General features: G+C 58.9%; 16 protein-coding genes. 2 read left to right on the top strand and 14 right to left on the bottom strand.

Annotated elements, in window-relative coordinates:
• Window positions 1-6 precede the first annotated feature (6 nt).
• A complete protein-coding gene (gene cobA, locus KGB07_RS17490) occupies window positions 7-771 on the top strand; it encodes a uroporphyrinogen-III C-methyltransferase (protein WP_046042893.1) in 765 nt (254 codons plus the stop codon).
• A gap of 73 nt (window positions 772-844) precedes the next feature.
• On the opposite strand, the gene KGB07_RS17485 is transcribed toward cobA, so the two are convergent.
• From KGB07_RS17485 to ppsA, 8 genes are all read right to left on the bottom strand, one after another.
• Window positions 845-1,888 carry an OmpA family protein gene (locus tag KGB07_RS17485; RefSeq protein WP_046042894.1) on the bottom strand — a complete coding sequence of 348 codons (1,044 nt, stop codon included), beginning with the start codon at window positions 1,886-1,888 and terminating at the stop codon, window positions 845-847.
• Window positions 1,889-1,995: 107 nt separating this feature from the next.
• Window positions 1,996-2,586, bottom strand: a complete 591-nt coding sequence (gene sigX / locus KGB07_RS17480) for an RNA polymerase sigma factor SigX (protein WP_015096065.1) — start codon at window positions 2,584-2,586, stop codon at window positions 1,996-1,998.
• 90 nt (window positions 2,587-2,676) lie between these two features.
• Complete coding sequence (locus tag KGB07_RS17475) at window positions 2,677-3,501, bottom strand: mechanosensitive ion channel family protein (RefSeq protein ID WP_008048604.1); 825 nt, start codon at window positions 3,499-3,501, stop codon at window positions 2,677-2,679.
• Between the two features lie 2 nt (window positions 3,502-3,503).
• Window positions 3,504-3,752: a hypothetical protein gene (locus KGB07_RS17470; RefSeq protein WP_008017601.1), complete on the bottom strand. Its 249-nt coding sequence runs from the start codon at window positions 3,750-3,752 to the stop codon at window positions 3,504-3,506.
• A 62-nt stretch (window positions 3,753-3,814) separates the two neighbouring features.
• Complete coding sequence (locus KGB07_RS17465; RefSeq protein ID WP_095945167.1) at window positions 3,815-4,810, bottom strand: zinc transporter ZntB; 996 nt, start codon at window positions 4,808-4,810, stop codon at window positions 3,815-3,817.
• A 26-nt stretch (window positions 4,811-4,836) separates the two neighbouring features.
• Window positions 4,837-5,325, bottom strand: coding sequence for a ribonuclease E activity regulator RraA (gene rraA / locus KGB07_RS17460; RefSeq protein WP_172435379.1), 489 nt, complete (start codon window positions 5,323-5,325; stop codon window positions 4,837-4,839).
• 140 nt (window positions 5,326-5,465) lie between these two features.
• Window positions 5,466-6,455: an alpha/beta fold hydrolase gene (locus tag KGB07_RS17455; protein ID WP_046042898.1), complete on the bottom strand. Its 990-nt coding sequence runs from the start codon at window positions 6,453-6,455 to the stop codon at window positions 5,466-5,468.
• A 194-nt stretch (window positions 6,456-6,649) separates the two neighbouring features.
• Window positions 6,650-8,971, bottom strand: coding sequence for a phosphoenolpyruvate synthase (gene ppsA, locus KGB07_RS17450; RefSeq protein ID WP_317850357.1), 2,322 nt, complete (start codon window positions 8,969-8,971; stop codon window positions 6,650-6,652).
• A 228-nt stretch (window positions 8,972-9,199) separates the two neighbouring features.
• Here ppsA and KGB07_RS17445 point away from each other — a divergent pair, with 228 nt between their 5' ends.
• Window positions 9,200-10,018 carry a pyruvate, water dikinase regulatory protein gene (locus tag KGB07_RS17445; protein ID WP_008048584.1) on the top strand — a complete coding sequence of 273 codons (819 nt, stop codon included), beginning with the start codon at window positions 9,200-9,202 and terminating at the stop codon, window positions 10,016-10,018.
• Between the two features lie 117 nt (window positions 10,019-10,135).
• On the opposite strand, the gene prpD is transcribed toward KGB07_RS17445, so the two are convergent.
• The 6 genes from prpD to KGB07_RS17415 form a co-directional block, all read right to left on the bottom strand.
• A complete protein-coding gene (prpD, locus tag KGB07_RS17440) occupies window positions 10,136-11,620 on the bottom strand; it encodes a 2-methylcitrate dehydratase (protein WP_223466079.1) in 1,485 nt (494 codons plus the stop codon).
• Window positions 11,621-11,818: 198 nt separating this feature from the next.
• Window positions 11,819-13,021, bottom strand: a complete 1,203-nt coding sequence (gene prpF / locus KGB07_RS17435; RefSeq protein WP_046042903.1) for a 2-methylaconitate cis-trans isomerase PrpF — start codon at window positions 13,019-13,021, stop codon at window positions 11,819-11,821.
• A gap of 64 nt (window positions 13,022-13,085) precedes the next feature.
• A complete protein-coding gene (acnD, locus tag KGB07_RS17430) occupies window positions 13,086-15,680 on the bottom strand; it encodes a Fe/S-dependent 2-methylisocitrate dehydratase AcnD (protein ID WP_046042904.1) in 2,595 nt (864 codons plus the stop codon).
• Window positions 15,681-15,883: 203 nt separating this feature from the next.
• The gene (gene prpC, locus KGB07_RS17425; RefSeq protein WP_046042905.1) at window positions 15,884-17,011 is read right to left on the bottom strand and encodes a 2-methylcitrate synthase; all 1,128 of its coding nucleotides are present in this window, start codon (window positions 17,009-17,011) and stop codon (window positions 15,884-15,886) included.
• Between the two features lie 42 nt (window positions 17,012-17,053).
• Window positions 17,054-17,944, bottom strand: a complete 891-nt coding sequence (gene prpB / locus KGB07_RS17420; protein WP_008061726.1) for a methylisocitrate lyase — start codon at window positions 17,942-17,944, stop codon at window positions 17,054-17,056.
• Entirely contained in the window at window positions 17,941-18,660 is a 720-nt protein-coding gene (locus KGB07_RS17415) for a GntR family transcriptional regulator (RefSeq protein WP_008048579.1), read from the bottom strand. Before KGB07_RS17415 ends, prpB begins: the two co-directional genes overlap by 4 nt.
• Between the last annotated feature and the right edge of the window lie 158 nt (window positions 18,661-18,818).

Below are 18,818 nucleotides of genomic sequence, written 5' to 3'. Positions count from 1 at the left end.
AACACTATGAGTGCAAAAGTCTGGCTGGTAGGTGCGGGCCCGGGTGATCCGGAGTTGCTCACGTTGAAAGCGGTACGCGCCTTGCGCGAGGCTGATGTGGTGCTGATCGATGACCTGGTCAATGTCGCGGTACTCGAGCATTGCCCCGGGGCACGGATCATCCCGGTGGGCAAGCGCGGTGGCTGCCGCTCCACCCCGCAAGCGTTCATCCATCGCCTGATGCTTCGTTATGCCCGGCAGGGTAAATGCGTGGCCCGGCTCAAGGGCGGAGATCCGTGCATTTTCGGTCGAGGTGGTGAAGAAGCGCAGTGGTTGCGTGAGCGTGGGGTCGAAGCCGAGTTGGTCAACGGCATCACTGCCGGGCTGGCGGGGGCAACGCAATGCGATATTCCGCTGACTTTGCGCGGTGTCGCCCGTGGTGTCACGCTGGTCACCGCACACACCCAGGACGACAGCCAATTGAACTGGCAGGCACTGGCTCAAGGCGGAACGACATTGGTGATTTACATGGGAGTGGCCAAGCTCGGTGAAATCCGTGAGCAGCTAATGGCCGGTGGCATGGCGACGGATACGCCCGTGGCCATGATTGAAAATGCTTCCTTGCCCCATCAACGGGAATGTCGGAGCACTCTTACAGAAATGGATGAAGCGGCCTACAGATTCCAGCTGAAAAGCCCTGCCATACTGGTGATCGGCGCAGTGGCAGCCAGTGCAACTCAATCCCTGTGGGAGCATGATTTGCCTGTGATGGCGGCGGATCAGTCAGCGTAGTTTCAGCTGTTTCACCAAATCGCAGACAAAGAAAAGCCCGGCCTGAGCCGGGCTTTTCAGAGCTGCGAGCTAATTACTTAGCTTGAGCTTCAACCTGCGCTTCTACGCGACGGTTAACAGCGCGACCAGCTTCAGTTTTGTTGTCAGCAACTGGGCGGGATTCGCCGTAGCCAACGGACTGAACGCGGGACGACTCAACACCGTACTGGTTGGTCAGAACTTGCTTAACGGCGCTTGCACGACGCTCGGACAGTTTCTGGTTGTAAGCGTCAGGACCGACGGAGTCAGTGTGACCTTCAACAGTAGTGGTGGTGGATGGGTACTGCTTCATGAAGTCAGCCAGGTTCTTGATGTCGCCGTAGCTGTTTGGCTTGACTACCGACTTGTCGAAGTCGAACTTCACGTCCAGCTCTACACGAACGACTTCAGCAACAGCTGGGCAGCCATCAGCGTCAACAGTTACGTTGGCTGGGGTGTCAGGGCACTTGTCAACGTTGTCGCAAACGCCGTCGTTGTCGCTGTCGGAGCAAACTTCTGGAGCTGGAGCTGCAGCGACAGGCTTGTTGCCGCCACCGAAGTTAACACCCAGACCTACGGACGGGATGTAGTCCCAACGGCCGTTGTCCAGCTTGTAGTCAGCTTCTACGCCAGCACGAGCGTAGACGTTTTCCAGGAAGTAGTACTTCAGGCCAGCGCCAGCAGTCAGGAAAGTCGACTGGTCACGACCGGTGTGGCCGTCAGCGGCTACGTTGGTCATGCTGCCGTGCTTAACACCACCTTGAACGTAAGGACGCAGAGCGTCGCCAGCGTTGTTGAAGTGGTACTGAGCGTTCAGACCGAACTGGTCGCCTTCGATTTTCTGATTACCAGTACCGTTGTTCGAACGGGTGTGGTCGTCATTGTTGTAGGTCAAGTTCAACGATACGTCGTCGGTCAAGAAGTAACCGATGGAGGCGCCAGGAGTGTAGCCGTCTTCAACGTTGTTAACGCTGTCGTTGTACTTCTTCCCGTAGTTGAGCTCGCCTTCAACTGCGCCTTGGCCTTGTGCCAATGCGCCGAACGAAGTAGCGGCAATAAGAGTACCAATGGCCAAGCCCAAGGTGTTTTTCAGTTTCATCCGTTAAATCCCCATCTGGTGATTGTGAAGCAGTCCCGCAAACCGGGGGACAACTCGGCGGCAAGTCTAACAGAACTTGCCTACACGTAAGAGATATTTGCGCTGAACTAAGTTTCAGCAATGCCTGCAAATTTCTCACGCAATTTATCTAGAGCGCGTTTGTACCGCATTTTTGTTGCACTCAAACCCATATGCATGATGTCTGCGATCTCCTGAAACTCCAGCTCTGCGACAAATCGTAGCACCAGAATTTCCCGGTCAATCGGGTTCACATACACCAACCAGCGATCAAGTCCACCCTTTTCCTCAGGTTTCGGCGTCTTTTCTTCGGACGCTTCCTCGAGGGGGTCAAGACTCAATGCGTCCATCAAGCGACGCTTTCGCCTTTCCTTCCGATACTGTGTGATGCACTCGTTGTACGTGATGCTATATAGCCATGTCTTGAACTTCGATTTACCTTCGAAGTTCTTCAGGCCATACAGCACCTTCAACATGACCTCCTGACAGACATCGTCTGCGTCGCGATCGTTCCCGAGATAGCGTGCGCACACGTTAAATAATGTTCGCTGGTAACGCCGCATCAGTTCTTCATAAGCGCGTGTTACGTGAAACAGCTCGGTATGCGAGCGCGCGACCAACTCCTCATCAGAGAGCTCGCGGGGGTCGTAGCGCATGGATAACGATTGGGCTTTATTCAAAACAAGTCGGGCCGACAGTCAGGTCAATGTCCGCCGCTGCCAGCGTGAGCAGGCATTTTGCGGCGGCATACATTAGCAGGGTTTGCCGGGTTAGCGGCTACTCACATGCTGCTCAAGGAGAATCCGATTGGAAAGAGAGACTAGCTCACCCTCATCGGTCAGCAATGTGGTTTTAACCGTGCCGATCTCTTCGATCTGGCCTTCGACCTCGCCAACCCGCACTTGTTGCCCAACCTGGTACAGCTCACGCACGTAGATTCCCGCAAGAATCTGGCCGGCAATTTCCCGGCTTCCCAACCCCATGGCCAGCGCTACCGCCAGACCAACGGTTATCAACACAATCACGATCACATGGTTGAGCAGGTCAGTCTTGACCTCCAACTGGCTGATCGCAACCGAAATACTAATGATGATCACCAAGCCCTGGGCAATCCGCCCAAGCCCTGAAGCATAGTCCAGACCCACGCCTTCTGCTGCTCCGCGCACCAGTCCGTTGGCCAGTTGCGCCAGCAGCACACCTACCAGCAACACCAGCGCCGCGCCGAATACCTTCGGCAAATACAGCGCAAGCATGTCCAGCGTAGCTGAAACTCGCTCAAGGCCAAGAGATTCTGCCGCAGAAACCAGAAAAATAAGCAGAACGAACCAATAGACGATCTTGCCGATCAGGGTCGAAATAGGAACTTGCAACCCTGCGCGGGACAGCAATTTGGTCAGGCCGGTGCCGCCCATCAAGCGGTCAAGGCCCAATTTGGCGAGCAACTTGGAGAGCAAGGTGTCCAGCAGCTTGGCCACGACAAAACCCAACAGCAGCACAACCAGTGCGCCGAAGAGGTTCGGAATGAAGTTCGCAACCTTGGTCCACAACGCAGTCATTGCAGTGACAAGGCTCTGAGTCCAGAGATCAAGTTCCATATTCAATCAGCCTTATCAGCAGTGCGAGCAGTAGGTTTACGAAGACGGGATACCGGCGCGACATGGGCCGATCCGTTGTTGAGGGCGATCATCAGTGCGGGCAACCAGCGCCCCAGCAGACTGAACAAATCACCGGCGCCGACCTGGCGGTTGGCGGTTTTCAGCACACGCCCCAGGCACGCATCGTCGTCCCGGGTGGACGGTGAGGCGTTGAGCATGTCGCGTAAAGACTGTTCAAACGGATCGTGCATACGCACCTCTCGTGATGTCTGTGGGAGACGCGGTCAGATTTGGTCGGGTCACATGGTTTCCCTCAGACCCAGCGCAAACGTCGGAACAACCACCACTGCCCCAGCGCCACCGAGACCATCATCAGGCAGGCGATCAGAAAGCCGTAAGGGCTGGCAGAGAATGGAATTCCACCGACGTTGATCCCCAAAAGCCCGGTCAGAAAACTCATCGGCAAAAAGATCCCGGTGATGATCCCGAAGCGATACATCGTGCGGTTCATGCGCACGCTCAACCGACGGTCCTCAGCCTCCAGAACCAGCCCCACTCGCTCCCGGGTCAATTCCAGCTCTTCAAGATAACGAGTCAGGCTGTTGTTCAATTCGTTCCAGTAATCACCATCATCCTCGACGAACCAGGGCAACTTGATTCGCGTCAACTGCCCGAAAATGTCCCGCTGCGGAGCAAGAAAGCGCTTCAACGCAGCCGCCCGGCGACGAATCTGCAAAACCGATCCGTGCTCAGGAGTATACCGTTCGTCGGCATCCAGTTTTTCTTCTTCCTCATCGACCACTTCCGAGAGACAGCTGACCAGATCCTGCACCTTGTTGGTGAGGTACTGCGCCATGCAAAGGATGAGTTCGGAGGCGGTTTTCGGCCCCTTGCCCTCGGACAGTTGCACCAGCAGTTCATCGGTGGCACGCAACGGACGCAAACGCAGGGAAATGACACGCTGGGCAGAGCCGAAGATCCGCACCGACACCATGTCTTCCGGCTCGGCACCGGGGTTCAGATTGACCCCGCGCAAAAATAGCAGCAGTTCGCTGTCGGAAAGCTGTAAAAGTCGCGGACGGGTGTTTTCTTCGAGTAACAGGTCACAGCTGAATTCGCTAAGACCGCTGGATTTGCGCAACCAGGTCCGGGTTTGCGGATGACTGCGATCCCAGTGCAGCCACAGGCTTTCATGGGCCTGCAGCTGCAAGTCATCGAGTTCAGTCCGGGCAATCGAACGCGCGCCGCCTTTACCGTCCAGTACCAGGGCATGCACCAGCCCCCATTGCGCGTTTTCTTCCTCGAACATCCGCACTCCTTTGGTCGACCCGCGCTTTATTCAGGCATTTTCAGCGGGCTGGGCGAGATGATCACGCCGTTGTTGTCCGCATAGATGTAATGGCCCGGGTGGAAGGTCACGCCAGCGAAGGTCACGGCAACGTTGAGATCGCCGATACCGCGCTTGTCGGTTTTCATTGGGTGGCTGGCCAGTGCCTGAACCCCCAGGTCGGTTTGCGCGATGACGTCGACGTCACGGATGCAACCGTAGATCACCAGGCCTTCCCAGCCATTCTTGGCCGCTTTCTCGGCGAGCATGTCACCCAGCAGCGCACGGCGCAGAGAGCCCCCGCCATCGACCACCAGGACCTTGCCATCGCCCTTGAGCTCGACTTGCTCCTTGACCAGCGAGTTGTCCTCGAAGCATTTGATGGTCACGATTTCGCCACCGAAGGAATCACGGCCGCCGAAATTGCTGAACATCGGTTCCAGCACCTGCACCAGTTCCGGATAGGCATCGCACAGGTCAGGCGTGAGGTAATGGATCATCGAGAAACTCCTGTGAAGAGGAAGACAGCACGAACATCAGTGATGGCTCAGCCACGCAAAGTGACCAGAACAGCTCAATGCGTCATATCTTAGCCGCAAGCCGACCAGAGCGAAATGCCCTTGTTAGAGCGTCAGGCTCAGATTGCCGCGGCCAAATCCTGTTGCGCGCCCGGCAAAGGTGTCTGCTGATCGGCCAACCAGCGCGTCACCAAAGGCCAGACTTCAGCCTGGGCTGCCTTGCTGACGAGCATTTCCACGTGACCGAAATTGTCGCCGAAGCCCTGCTCGCGCCCCAGATTGATGAATTGCTTGTGCTCGGAACCGAACTGCTCGAACAGCTTGCGACACGCCCAGGCCGGGTCCTGATGATCACCCGCGGCACTGACCGCCAATACGGGCAACTTGACCTCGGCCAGGCCTGCCCACCAGTCCTTGTCGGCATCGCCGAAGCGCCCGAACAAGCCAAACCAGCGCATGCTTTCCAGGGCCAGGCCGATGGGCTCGTCCTCCGGACCGCGCTTGAGCCTTGAACCGGACAACTGGGCAAAACGCTTGAGAATGAAGCGACCACTCCACTCCACCGGCGGAATCTTCAATGGCCAGTAGGTGCGGCTGACTTGTGTACCGAAAAACGCCGCCGAGGCCACGACCGGCTCACCGATGTACTCGCCACCCAACGCTGCGGCCAACGTAGTACCGCCCAGCGAGTGACCGATCCAGTGCGGCACCTGCCCGCTCTGTTCGCGCACGAACGCGCCAATGGCCGGCAGATCATAGCGTGCGTAGTCGGCGACACGGTTCTTACGGTAGTCGTGGTTACGCTGGGACAGGCCGTGACCGCGCATTTCCGGAATCCAGACGTCGAACCCCAGGCGGGCCAGGTAAGCACCCAACCCCAGGCCCTTGGGAGAAAACCAGAACCGGCGATTGGAAAAGCTGCCGTGTAGCAGGATCACCGGCACACCACGGGAGGACGACCCATCGGCCATGCCAAGGCGTGTCACAGCCAGTTCGACGGTGAAGTCGGGGCTGTTACCGGGTTTCAAACGATAGACATCTTCGCTCAGATCACCGCGCCGTTCGGCGCTGATCAGGGCGACAGGAAATAGGTTGCTGCTGCTTTGCATAATCTCTTGCACAAAAAAGGGCGGCATCCAGATGGAGCCCGCCCTGCTTGAATCTTAAAGGCAGCGTTCACCGACCACGCTGCCAATCATTGTAGGAGCGAGCCTGCTCGCGATGGTCGCCAACGATGACGCGTTCATTCTGAAAAAAACGCGGTGTTCTGCAGTCCATCGCGAGCAGGCTCGCTCCTACAGGATCAAGCCTGCGCCTGACCTTCCGCCAGGAAGAACCAGGTTTCCAGTACGGAGTCCGGGTTCAACGAAACGCTTTCAATGCCCTGCTCCATCAGCCACTTGGCCAGGTCCGGGTGGTCCGAAGGCCCCTGACCACATATGCCGATGTACTTGCCAGCCTTGTTGCAGGCCTGAATCGCGTTGGCCAGCAGCTTCTTGACCGCCGGATTACGCTCGTCGAACAGGTGCGCGATGATCCCGGAGTCACGGTCCAGGCCCAGGGTCAGCTGGGTCAGGTCGTTGGAACCGATGGAGAAGCCGTCGAAGAACTCGAGGAATTCTTCAGCGAGGATCGCGTTGGACGGCAGTTCGCACATCATGATGATGCGCAGGCCATTCTCGCCGCGGGCCAGGCCATTTTCGGCCAACAGATCGATCACTTGGCTAGCTTCGCCCAATGTACGGACGAACGGCACCATGATTTCGACGTTGGTCAGGCCCATCTCGTTGCGCACGCGCTTGAGGGCGCGGCATTCGAGCTCGAAGCAGTCACGGAACGATTCGCTGATGTAACGCGAAGCACCGCGGAAGCCCAGCATCGGGTTTTCTTCTTCCGGCTCGTAGAGCTTGCCGCCGATCAGGTTGGCGTATTCGTTGGACTTGAAGTCCGACAGACGCACGATGACCTTTTTCGGGGTGAACGCAGCGGCCAGGGTGCTGATGCCTTCAACCAGCTTGTCGACATAGAAGCCGACCGGATCGTCGTAACCGGCGATGCGCTTGTCGACGCTGTCTTTGATGTCCTGCGGCAGACCGTCGTAGTTCAACAGCGCTTTCGGGTGAACACCGATCATGCGGTTGATGATAAATTCCAGACGGGCCAGGCCCACACCGGCGTTCGGCAGCTGCGCGAAGTCGAAGGCGCGGTCCGGGTTGCCGACGTTCATCATGATCTTGAACGGCAGATCCGGCATGGCGTCCACGGAGTTCTTCTTGATGTCGAAGCCCAGTTCGCCTTCGAAGATGAAACCGGTGTCGCCTTCAGCACAGGAAACAGTCACGCCCTGGCCGTCTTTCAACAGCTGGGTGGCGTTGCCACAACCTACTACCGCAGGAATACCCAGCTCACGGGCGATGATCGCCGCGTGGCACGTACGGCCGCCACGGTTGGTGACGATGGCGCTGGCGCGCTTCATGACCGGCTCCCAGTCCGGGTCGGTCATGTCGGAAACCAGTACGTCGCCTGGCTGGACCTTGTCCATCTCGGACACGTCCTTGATGATGCGGACCTTGCCGGCGCCGATGCGCTGGCCAATGGCACGGCCTTCCACCAGCACGGTGCCGGTTTCTTTCAACAGGTAACGTTCCATGACGTTGGCCTGGGTGCGGCTCTTCACGGTTTCCGGACGGGCCTGCACGATGTACAGCTTGCCGTCGTCACCGTCCTTGGCCCACTCGATGTCCATCGGGCACTTGTAGTGCTTCTCGATGATCATCGCCTGCTTGGCCAGTTCGCTGACTTCAGCGTCGGTCAGGCAGAAACGTGCGCGCTCAGCCTTGTCCACGTCGACGGTCTTGACCGAACGACCGGCCTTGGCCTCGTCGCCGTAGATCATCTTGATGGCCTTGCTGCCCAGGTTGCGACGCAGGATCGCCGGGCGACCGGCAGCCAGCGTGCCCTTGTGGACGTAGAACTCATCCGGGTTCACCGCGCCTTGTACGACGGTTTCACCCAGGCCGTAAGCGCCGGTGATGAACACCACGTCACGGAAGCCCGATTCGGTATCGAGGGTGAACATCACGCCGGCGGTGCCGGTTTCGGAACGGACCATGCGCTGCACGCCAGCGGACAGGGCTACCAGCTTGTGGTCGAAGCCCTGGTGCACGCGATAGGAAATGGCACGGTCGTTGAACAGCGAGGCGAACACCTCTTTGGCGGCGCGAATGACGTTTTCCACACCACGGATGTTCAGGAAGGTTTCCTGCTGGCCGGCGAAGGAAGCGTCGGGCAAGTCTTCAGCGGTAGCGGAAGAACGCACGGCCACGGCCACGTCAGGGTTGCCGGCGGACAGCGTGGCGAACGCGGTACGGATTTCGGCGTTCAATTTTTCAGGGAACTCGGCTTCCATGATCCATTGCCGGATCTGGGCACCGGTCTTGGCCAGGGCATTCACGTCATCGACGTCAAGGGCATCGAGCGCGTCGTGAATCTGCTGATTCAGGCCGCTCAGTTCCAGGAAATCACGATACGCCTGAGCGGTCGTGGCGAAGCCACCGGGCACCGATACACCGGCACCTGCCAGGTTGCTGATCATCTCGCCCAGGGATGCGTTCTTGCCCCCCACGTGCTCAACGTCGTCTTTGCCGAGCTTGTCGAGGGAAACTACGTACTCTACCAAGGTGATCTCTCCACTAACTGTGTTGGAAAAGCTCAGAAACCGGCTGCTTAAGTGAGCATTTACCGGCTATATGGCCTGGACCTGGAAAATAAGTGAGAATGCGGGCCAATGGCGGCCGGCAAATCGCGCCTATCATATCCAAGATTCGTTACTAGCTTAAGGCCCAAGGTGCAAATGAAACGATCTGCTTTCTTTATCTCCGATGGTACCGGCATTACCGCCGAAACCCTGGGTCAAAGCCTTCTGGCGCAGTTCGAAAACATTACCTTCAGCAAGGTCACGCGGCCGTACATCGACAACGTGGACAAAGCGCGGGCCATGGTACAACAAATCAACAAAGCCGCCGAAACCGACGGCTTCCGTCCGATAATCTTCGACACCATCGTCAATCAGGACATTCGTGAGATTCTCGCAACCTCGAATGGTTTCATGATCGACATTTTCTCGACGTTCCTGGCACCACTTGAACAGGAACTGACCGAGCATTCTTCCTACACCGTGGGCAAGTCCCACTCTATCGGCGCCAACACCAATTACATGGAGCGTATCGAGGCCGTTAACTTCGCCCTCGACAACGACGACGGCGCCCGCACGCACTATTACGACAAGGCCGACCTGATACTAGTGGGCGTGTCGCGATGTGGTAAGACGCCGACGTGCCTGTACATGGCGATGCAATTCGGTATCCGCGCAGCCAACTACCCGCTGACCGAAGACGACATGGAACGCCTGCAACTGCCATCCGCCCTGCGCGCTCACCAGCACAAGCTGTTCGGCCTGACCATCGACCCGGACCGCCTCACCGCGATCCGCAACGAGCGCAAGCCCAACAGCCGTTACTCGAGCTACGCCCAGTGCGAGTTCGAGGTTCGCGAGGTGGAAAACCTGTTCCGCCGCGAAAACATCCCGAACATCAACTCCACGCATTTTTCCGTGGAAGAAATCTCCGCGAAAATTCTCGTGGAGAAAGGTGTGGAGCGGCGGTTTAAATAGTTCTTTATTGTCTGTTCGGCCTCATCGCAAGCAAGCTCGCTCCCACAGTTGATTTGTGTCCACCGCAGATCCCCTGTAGGAGCGAGCCTGCTCGCGATCAAACGATAACGCGGTCTCCTAGATAACAAACAAATCCACAAACCGGTTCACCGGTGTCGCCTCAAGCTTCTGCTGATCCTTGCACAGTGAAAAAATCTCCTCACTGCGCTGCCCGGTGAATCTTGTCAGCAAGTTCGCCCTGAACTTGTCCTCCAGCAACGGAATGCCTTCCACCCGACGCCGACGATGGCCAATCGGGTACTCCACTACCACGTTCTCAGTGCTGGACCCATCCTTGAAAAATACCTGCACCGCGTTGGCAATGGAGCGCTTGTCGGGCTCCAGATACTCACGGGTGAAACGCGGTTCCTCAACAATCACCATTTTGTCGCGCAGCACATCGATGATCGGGTGTGTCTTGTGGAAATCATCTTCGTAATACTCGGCAACCAGATTGCCGAAGGCCAGCGGTACAGCAGTCATGTACTGGATGCAGTGATCGCGATCAGCGGCATTGGCCAGTGGGCCGACCTTGGAAATGATGCGAATCGCCGACTCGTGAGTGGTGATGACGATCCTGTCGATTTCATGCAGGCGATTGCGCACCTGCGGGTGCAGGATCACCGCCGCCTCACAGGCCGTTTGTGCATGGAACTCGGCCGGAAAGCTGATCTTGAACAACACGTTTTCCATCACATAACTACCGTACGGCCGCGAAAAACTGAAAGCACGTTTGTCTTCAGGCTTGAGTGCCAGATCATTGTTGGCATGGCTGAACAACACGTCGTAAAACCCCCACTGCCTGGCACTCAACACACCGGGAATGCCCATCTCGCCGCGCATCGCTATGTCCGCCAAACGCACGCCACGACTGGACGCATCCCCCGCCGCCCAGGATTTACGCGAACCCGCATTCGGTGCATGCCGATACGTGCGCAACGCTTGACCGTCAGCAAAAGCGTGGGACAACGCCGACAACAACTGCTCGCGATTGGCGCCCATCAGTTTGGCGGTGACTGCGGTTGAGGCGACCTTCACCAGGATGACGTGATCGAGGCCGACACGGTTGAACGAGTTTTCCAGCGCGATCACGCCCTGAATCTCATGGGCCATGATCATCGCTTCAAGCACTGTACGCACGGTCAGCGGTGCCACGCCATTAGCCAGGTGCTTTTGTGATAAATGGTCGGCTACCGCGAGAATACCGCCGAGGTTGTCCGACGGATGCCCCCACTCCGCCGCGAGCCAGGTGTCGTTGTAGTCGAGCCAGCGCACAATGCAGCCGATGTCCCACGCCGCCTTCACCGGATCGAGTCGGTAACTGGTCCCCGGCACACGGGCGCCGAACGGCACGACGGTGCCTTCCACCACTGGCCCCAAGTGCTTGGCGCACTCGGGAAAACGCAGGGCCAGCAGGCCGCAACCCAAGGTATCGATCAGGCAGTTGCGCGCGGTATCCAGCGCTTCTTTTGACTCGATCTTGTAGTTGAGGACGTAATCGGCAATATCCTGCAGGACCTTGTCGTAGTCGGGGCGGTTGTTCAGGTCGACGTTGGCGCTCATGTTCGATTCACTCTATGAAGTGGGTCGTTAATGGGACCTCGGTTCAGGGCATTCTCAGTCAATGACAAATTCTTATTCTTGAAATGCAGTCCACTGTGGGAGCGAGCTTGCTCGCGATGGCGGTGCATCAGCCAACACATGTATTGAATGAGTTGGCCCCATCGCGAGCAAGTTCGCTCCCACAGGGTTTGGGTGATCTTAGAAAGAATCCCCCGGCACCCGCACAAACCCTTCCATCAACACCCGCGCACTGCGGCTCATGATCGCCTTGTTCACAGTCCACTCGCCGTTGACCTGGCTGGCCTCGGCGCCGACGCGCAAGGTGCCGGACGGGTGGCCGAAGCGCACCGCGTTGCGTTCGGTGCCACCTGCTGCGAGGTTAACCAGAGTGCCGGTGATCGCTGCCGCCGTGCCGATCGCCACTGCCGCCGTGCCCATCATTGCGTGGTGCAGCTTGCCCATGGATAGCGCACGCACCAGCAGGTCGACATCGCCTGCCGCAATGGCTTTGCCGCTGGACGAAACGTAGTCCGCCGGCTTGGCCACGAAGGCCACTTTTGGCGTGTGTTGACGTTTGGCCGCTTCGTCAATGTTGGAAATCAGGCCCATGCGCAATGCGCCGTAGGCGCGGATGGTTTCGAACATCAGCAAGGCTTTCGGGTCGCCATTGATCGCGCCCTGCAACTCGGTGCCTTTGTAGCCGATGTCTTCGGCATTGATAAAAATTGTCGGGATGCCGGCGTTGATCATGGTCGCCTTGAAGGTACCGACGCCGGGCACTTCCAGGTCATCCACCAGATTGCCGGTAGGGAACATCGAACCGCCGCCGCCCTCTTCATCCGCCGCCGGATCAAGGAACTCGACCTGCACTTCGGCCGCCGGGAAGGTCACGCCGTCGAGTTCGAAATCACCGGTTTCCTGTACTTCACCATTGGTGATCGGCACATGGGCGATGATGGTCTTGCCGATATTGGCCTGCCACACGCGAACCACCGCCACGCCGCTGTGCGGGATGCGACTGGCGTCCACCAGGCCATTGCTGACGGCGAACGAACCGACCGCCGCGGACAGGTTGCCGCAGTTGCCGCTCCAGTCCACGAAGGGCTTATCGATGGACACCTGACCGAACAGGTAATCGACATCGTGATCGGCCTTGATGCTTTTCGACAGGATCACGGTTTTGCTGGTGCTGGAGGTCGCGCCGCCCATGCCATCGATTTGTTTGTCGTACGGGTCGGGACTGCCGATCACGCGCAACAGCAAAGCGTCGCGGGCCGGGCCAGGGACCTGTGCCGCTTCAGGCAAATCCTTCAGGCTGAAAAACACGCCTTTGCTGGTGCCGCCGCGCATGTAGGTGGCGGGTATCCTTATTTGCTTTGGAAAAGTAGCTGCGTGAGCCATGGTGCTCGTTACTCCTGATCTAGAAACAGACATGGGACTCAAAGTCCCATGCCTGTGCAGCGTTTTAGACGGCGACCGCCGATTCTTCGAGGAAGTCCTGGGCGAAGCGTTGCAACACGCCGCCGGCCTCGTAGATCGACACTTCTTCGGCGGTGTCGAGGCGGCAGGTCACCGGCACATCGACGCGCTCGCCATTCTTGCGATGGATCACCAGGGTCAGTTCGGCACGCGGGGTGCGCTCACCAATCACGTCGTAGGTTTCGCTGCCGTCGATGGCCAGGGTGTGGCGGTTGGTGCCCGGCTTGAATTCCATCGGCAACACACCCATGCCCACCAGGTTGGTGCGGTGAATGCGCTCGAAACCTTCGGCGGCAATCGCTTCCACACCCGCCAGGCGCACGCCCTTGGCCGCCCAGTCGCGGGACGAACCCTGACCGTAGTCGGCGCCGGCGATGATGATCAGCGGCTGCTTGCGATCCATGTAGGTTTCGATGGCCTCCCACATGCGCATTACTTTGCCTTCCGGCTCGACGCGGGCCAGCGAACCTTGCTTGACCTTGCCGTCTTCCTGAACCATTTCGTTGAACAGTTTCGGGTTGGCGAACGTCGCACGCTGCGCGGTCAGGTGGTCACCACGGTGAGTCGCGTAAGAGTTGAAGTCCTCTTCCGGCAGGCCCATTTTCGCCAGGTATTCGCCAGCGGCGCTGTCGAGCATGATGGCGTTGGACGGTGACAGGTGATCGGTGGTGATGTTGTCCGGCAGTACCGCCAGAGGGCGCATGCCCTTGAGCGGACGAGCGCCGGCCAGCGCGCCTTCCCAGTACGGAGGACGGCGGATGTAGGTGCTCATTTCACGCCAGTCGTACAGCGGCGCGACTTTCGGGCCGGTGTCTTCGTGGATGGCGAACATCGGAATGTACACCTGACGGAACTGCTCAGGTTTCACCGAGGACTTCACCACCGAGTCGATTTCTTCGTCGCTCGGCCAGATGTCTTTCAGGCGGATTTCCTTGCCGTCGACCACGCCCAGCACGTCTTTTTCGATGTCGAAACGGATGGTACCGGCAATGGCGTAAGCGACCACCAGTGGCGGCGACGCCAGGAACGCCTGCTTGGCGTACGGGTGAATCCGACCGTCGAAGTTGCGGTTACCGGATAACACGGCAGTGGCGTACAGGTCGCGATCGATGATCTCTTGCTGGATCACCGGATCCAGTGCGCCGGACATGCCGTTGCAGGTGGTGCAGGCGAAGGCGACGACGCCGAAGCCAAGTTTGTCCAGCTCATCGGTCAAGCCAGCTTCGTCGAGGTACAGCGCGACGGTTTTCGAACCCGGTGCCAGGGACGACTTGACCCATGGCTTGCGGGTCAGGCCAAGCTTGTTGGCGTTGCGCGCCAGCAGGCCGGCGGCGATCACGTTACGCGGGTTGCTGGTATTGGTGCAGCTGGTGATGGCGGCGATTATCACCGCGCCGTCCGGCATTTGACCCGGCACATCATCCCAGTGGCCGGAGATGCCTTTGGCCGCCAAATCAGAAACCGCTACACGAGCGTGCGGGTTGCTCGGGCCAGCCATGTTGCGCACGACCGAGGAAAGGTCGAAGGTCAGGCCGCGCTCGTATTGCGCGCCTTTGAGGCTGTCAGCCCACAGGCCGGTCTGCTTGGCGTAGTTCTCCACCAGCTGCACTTGCTCGTCTTCACGGCCGGTGAGCTTGAGGTAGTCGATGGTCTGCTGATCGATGTAGAACATCGCCGCGGTGGCGCCGTATTCCGGGGCCATGTTGGAGATGGTTGCGCGGTCGCCGAGGGTCAGCGCCGAGGCGCCTTCACCGAAGAACTCCAGCCACGCGCCAACGACTTTCTGCTTGCGCAGGAACTCGGTCAGCGCCAGCACCATGTCGGTGGCGGTGATGCCCGGCTGCAGCTTGCCAGTCAGTTCGACGCCAACGCTTTCCGGCAGACGCATCCACGATGCGCGGCCGAGCATCACGCTCTCGGCTTCCAGGCCACCGACACCGATGGCGATCACGCCCAACGCATCGACGTGCGGGGTGTGGCTGTCGGTGCCGACGCAGGTATCAGGGAAGGCCACACCGTCACGCACCTGGATCACCGGAGACATTTTCTCCAGGTTGATCTGGTGCATGATGCCGTTGCCCGGCGGGATCACGTCGACGTTCTTGAACGCCTTCTTGGTCCAGTTGATGAAGTGGAAACGGTCTTCGTTGCGACGGTCTTCGATGGCGCGGTTCTTCTCGAACGCCTCTGGATCGAAACCACCGCGCTCGACGGCCAGGGAGTGGTCGACGATCAATTGCGTCGGCACCACCGGGTTGACTTGCGCAGGGTCACCGCCTTGCAGGGCGATGGCGTCACGCAGGCCGGCGAGGTCGACCAGCGCGGTCTGGCCGAGAATATCGTGGCACACCACGCGGGCCGGGAACCACGGGAAGTCGAGGTCGCGCTTGCGTTCGATGAATTGCTTCAGGGATTCGGTGAGCGTGGCCGGGTCGCAGCGACGCACAAGGTTTTCCGCCAGCACACGGGAGGTGTACGGCAGGGTGTCGTAGGCGCCAGGCTGGATCGCCTCGACTGCCGCGCGGACGTCGAAGTAATCCAGGTGGCTGCCGGGCAGCGATTTGCGGAATTCAGTGTTCATCGTCAGGACTCGGTCACGGTAGTTACAAAAGGTGGGGCCTGGCACCAGACTTGAATTGAACACAATCCACTGTGGGAGCGAGCTTGCTCGCGATAGCGATGTAACTGGCGACATTGATGTTGAATGTCAGCCCGTCATCGCGAGCAAGCTCGCTCCCACAGGGATCTGCGTTGATTTCAGATCCCGGTGCCGACCTCCACCATTCAGCGTTGTTCGATTGGTACGAACTTGCGCTGTTCAACGCCGGTGTACTCGGCGCTTGGACGGATGATGCGGTTGTTGGCACGTTGTTCGTACACGTGGGCGGCCCAGCCGGTCAGGCGTGAGCAGACGAAGATCGGTGTGAACAACTTGGTCGGGATGCCCATGAAGTGGTACGCCGAGGCATGGTAGAAGTCGGCGTTCGGGAACAGTTTCTTCTGCTCCCACATGGTCTTGTCGATGGCCTCGGACACAGGGAACAACACCTTGTCGCCCACTTCGTCAGCGAGTTTTTTCGACCAGCCCTTGATCACCTCGTTGCGCGGATCGTTGTCCTTATAGATCGCGTGGCCGAAGCCCATGATCTTGTCCTTGCGCTCGAGCATGCCGAGGGTGCCCTTGATCGCATCTTCCGGCGACGAGAAACGCTCGATCATTTCCATCGCCGCTTCGTTGGCGCCGCCGTGCAGCGGGCCACGCAGGGAACCGATGGCTGCGGTAATGCACGAGTACAGGTCGGACAGGGTCGATGCGCAGACACGGGCGGTAAAGGTCGACGCGTTGAACTCGTGCTCTGCGTAGAGAATCAGCGAAACGTTCATCACCTTGACATGCAGCTCGCTCGGCTTCTTGCCGTGCAGAAGGTGCAGGAAATGGCCGCCGATGGACTGCTCGTCGCTCACGCAATCGATGCGCTTGCCTTCGTGGCTGAAGCGATACCAGTAGGTCATGATCGCCGGGAACGCGGCCAGCAGGCGGTCGGTCTTGTCGTGCTGCTCGGAGAAGTTGTTCTCCGGCTCCAGGTTGCCCAGGAACGAGCAGCCAGTGCGCATCACGTCCATCGGATGGGCGTCGGCAGGGATGCGTTCCAGCACTTCTTTCAGTGCTTGCGGCAGGTCACGCAGCTTGCTCAGTTTGGTGATGTAGGCATTCAGTTGCGCCTTGCTCGGCAGTTCGCCGTACAGCAACAGGTAGGCAACTTCTTCGAACTGAGCGTCTGCCGCCAGTTCACGAACGTCATAACCACGATAGGTCAGACCGGCACCCGACTGACCCACGGTGGACAGTGCGGTTTGCCCGGCTACCTGGCCACGGAGCCCGGCGCCACTGAGTACTTTTGCTTCGGCCATTTCTGCCTCCAATTTCTTGAATTTATTAGGGAGTTATTCGACTTACTTTTTCGCGGCGAACAACGCATCGAGCTTCTGCTCGAAGGTGTGGTAGTCGATGCGATCGTAAAGCTCCATGCGGGTCTGCATGGTGTCGATGACGTTCTGTTGCGTGCCATCGCGACGGATCGCGGTGTAGACGTTTTCCGCAGCCTTGTTCATGGCCCGGAAAGCCGACAGCGGGTACAGCACCAGAGATACGTCGGCAGCGGCCAGTTGCTCGGTGGTGTACAGCGGCGTCGCGCCGAACTCGGTGATGTTGGCCAGGATCGGCGCTTTCACGCGGCTGGCGAACAGCTTGTACATTTCAAGTTCAGTGATGGCTTCCGGGAACACCATGTCGGCGCCGGCCTCGATGCACGCGGCGGCGCGATCCAGGGCAGACTCCAGGCCTTCCACTGCCAGGGCGTCGGTACGGGCCATGATCACGAAGCTGTCATCGGTACGCGCATCGACGGCCGCCTTGATGCGGTCGACCATTTCCTGCTGGGTCACGATTTCCTTGTTAGGACGGTGACCGCAGCGCTTGGCGCCGACCTGGTCTTCGATGTGAATCGCTGCGGCGCCAAACTTGATCATCGACTTGACGGTGCGAGCGACGTTGAACGCCGAGGAACCGAAACCGGTGTCCACGTCCACCAGCAGTGGCAGGTCGCAAACATCGGTGATACGGCGCACGTCGGTCAGAACGTCATCCAGGCCGGTGATGCCCAGGTCCGGCACGCCGAGGGAGCCTGCAGCCACCCCGCCACCCGACAGGTAGATCGCCTTGAAACCGGCGCGCTTGGCCAGCAGCGCATGGTTGGCGTTGATCGCGCCGACCACTTGCAATGGATGCTCGCTGGCGACCGCATCGCGGAAACGCTGGCCTGGAGTGCTCTTGTTCAAACTCATGACTCACCTCGTTTGGCTGTCGGGTTAGCGCCGTCTTGGTAATGACGGGCGATGTTGCGTTTGGAGGCGCCGATGTGACGGCGCATCAACAACTCGGCCAGTTCACCGTCACGGTCGGCGATGGCATCGAGAATTCGGTGGTGCTCGGCAAACGCCTGGTGCGGGCGATTGGGCGTGGTGGAAAACTGGATGCGGTACATGCGCACCAGTTGATACAGCTCGCCGCAGAGCATTTGGGTCAGCGTGCGGTTGCCGCTGCCCTGGATGATTCGGTAATGGAAGTCGAAATCGCCTTCCTGCTGGTAGTAGCCTCTCCCGGCCTGAAACGCCTCATCGCGCTCGTGGGTTTCCAGGACCCGACGCAGTTCGTCGATTTCTTCGAGGCTCATGCGCTCGGCGGCCAGGCGACAGGCCATGCCTTCCAGGGATTCGCGGATTTCGTATAGCTCAATCAGTTCGGCGTGGTTGAGCGACACCACCCGTGCGCCGACATGCGGCACACGAACCAGCAGGCGCTGGCCTTCCAGACGGTGGATGGCCTCGCGCAACGGGCCGCGGCTGATGCCGTAGGTGCGCGCCAGTTCCGGTTCGGAGATTTTGCTGCCCGGCGCGATATCGCCTTTGACGATAGCCGCCTGAATGCGCCGGAAGACGTTCTCGGAAAGCGTCTCCGTATCGTCTTGCGTAGAAACCGGGGGATCGAGTTGATCCAGCATATTGTCGACACCTTGTAAGCCAATGCCGTAAAAACTAACGAATAGAGGCGCATCAGTCAAAGGATAAATAGATATTGTCGACAATCTTCTGATAACCGGCTGCACCATAACGAAGCAACCCCCTAAGGTTATAGCCACCGGCCAGCGCTGGCGCCATC

The sequence above is a fragment of the Pseudomonas sp. GL-RE-26 genome, from assembly GCF_019956275.1.
GTDB classification, from domain to species: Bacteria; Pseudomonadota; Gammaproteobacteria; order Pseudomonadales; family Pseudomonadaceae; genus Aquipseudomonas; species Aquipseudomonas grandcourensis.
The sequence above is the reverse complement of the archived record's forward strand: the minus strand, read 5'-3'. Positions and strand labels throughout refer to the sequence as shown.

Bases quoted from the DNA above. Each gene is read 5' to 3' on its own strand.
- KGB07_RS17470 (WP_008017601.1), bottom strand. From the start codon at position 3,752: ATGCACGATCCGTTTGAACAGTCTTTACGCGACATGCTCAACGCCTCA.
- acnD (WP_046042904.1), bottom strand. From the start codon at position 15,680: ATGAACACTGAATTCCGCAAATCGCTGCCCGGCAGCCACCTGGATTAC.
- KGB07_RS17485 (WP_046042894.1), bottom strand. From the start codon at position 1,888: ATGAAACTGAAAAACACCTTGGGCTTGGCCATTGGTACTCTTATTGCC.
- cobA (WP_046042893.1), top strand. From the start codon at position 7: ATGAGTGCAAAAGTCTGGCTGGTAGGTGCGGGCCCGGGTGATCCGGAG.
- KGB07_RS17475 (WP_008048604.1), bottom strand. From the start codon at position 3,501: ATGGAACTTGATCTCTGGACTCAGAGCCTTGTCACTGCAATGACTGCG.
- prpD (WP_223466079.1), bottom strand. From the start codon at position 11,620: ATGAGCGCCAACGTCGACCTGAACAACCGCCCCGACTACGACAAGGTC.
- prpF (WP_046042903.1), bottom strand. From the start codon at position 13,021: ATGGCTCACGCAGCTACTTTTCCAAAGCAAATAAGGATACCCGCCACC.
- KGB07_RS17465 (WP_095945167.1), bottom strand. From the start codon at position 4,810: ATGTTCGAGGAAGAAAACGCGCAATGGGGGCTGGTGCATGCCCTGGTA.
- KGB07_RS17445 (WP_008048584.1), top strand. From the start codon at position 9,200: ATGAAACGATCTGCTTTCTTTATCTCCGATGGTACCGGCATTACCGCC.
- prpB (WP_008061726.1), bottom strand. From the start codon at position 17,944: ATGAGTTTGAACAAGAGCACTCCAGGCCAGCGTTTCCGCGATGCGGTC.
- KGB07_RS17455 (WP_046042898.1), bottom strand. From the start codon at position 6,455: ATGCAAAGCAGCAGCAACCTATTTCCTGTCGCCCTGATCAGCGCCGAA.
- KGB07_RS17415 (WP_008048579.1), bottom strand. From the start codon at position 18,660: ATGCTGGATCAACTCGATCCCCCGGTTTCTACGCAAGACGATACGGAG.
- prpC (WP_046042905.1), bottom strand. From the start codon at position 17,011: ATGGCCGAAGCAAAAGTACTCAGTGGCGCCGGGCTCCGTGGCCAGGTA.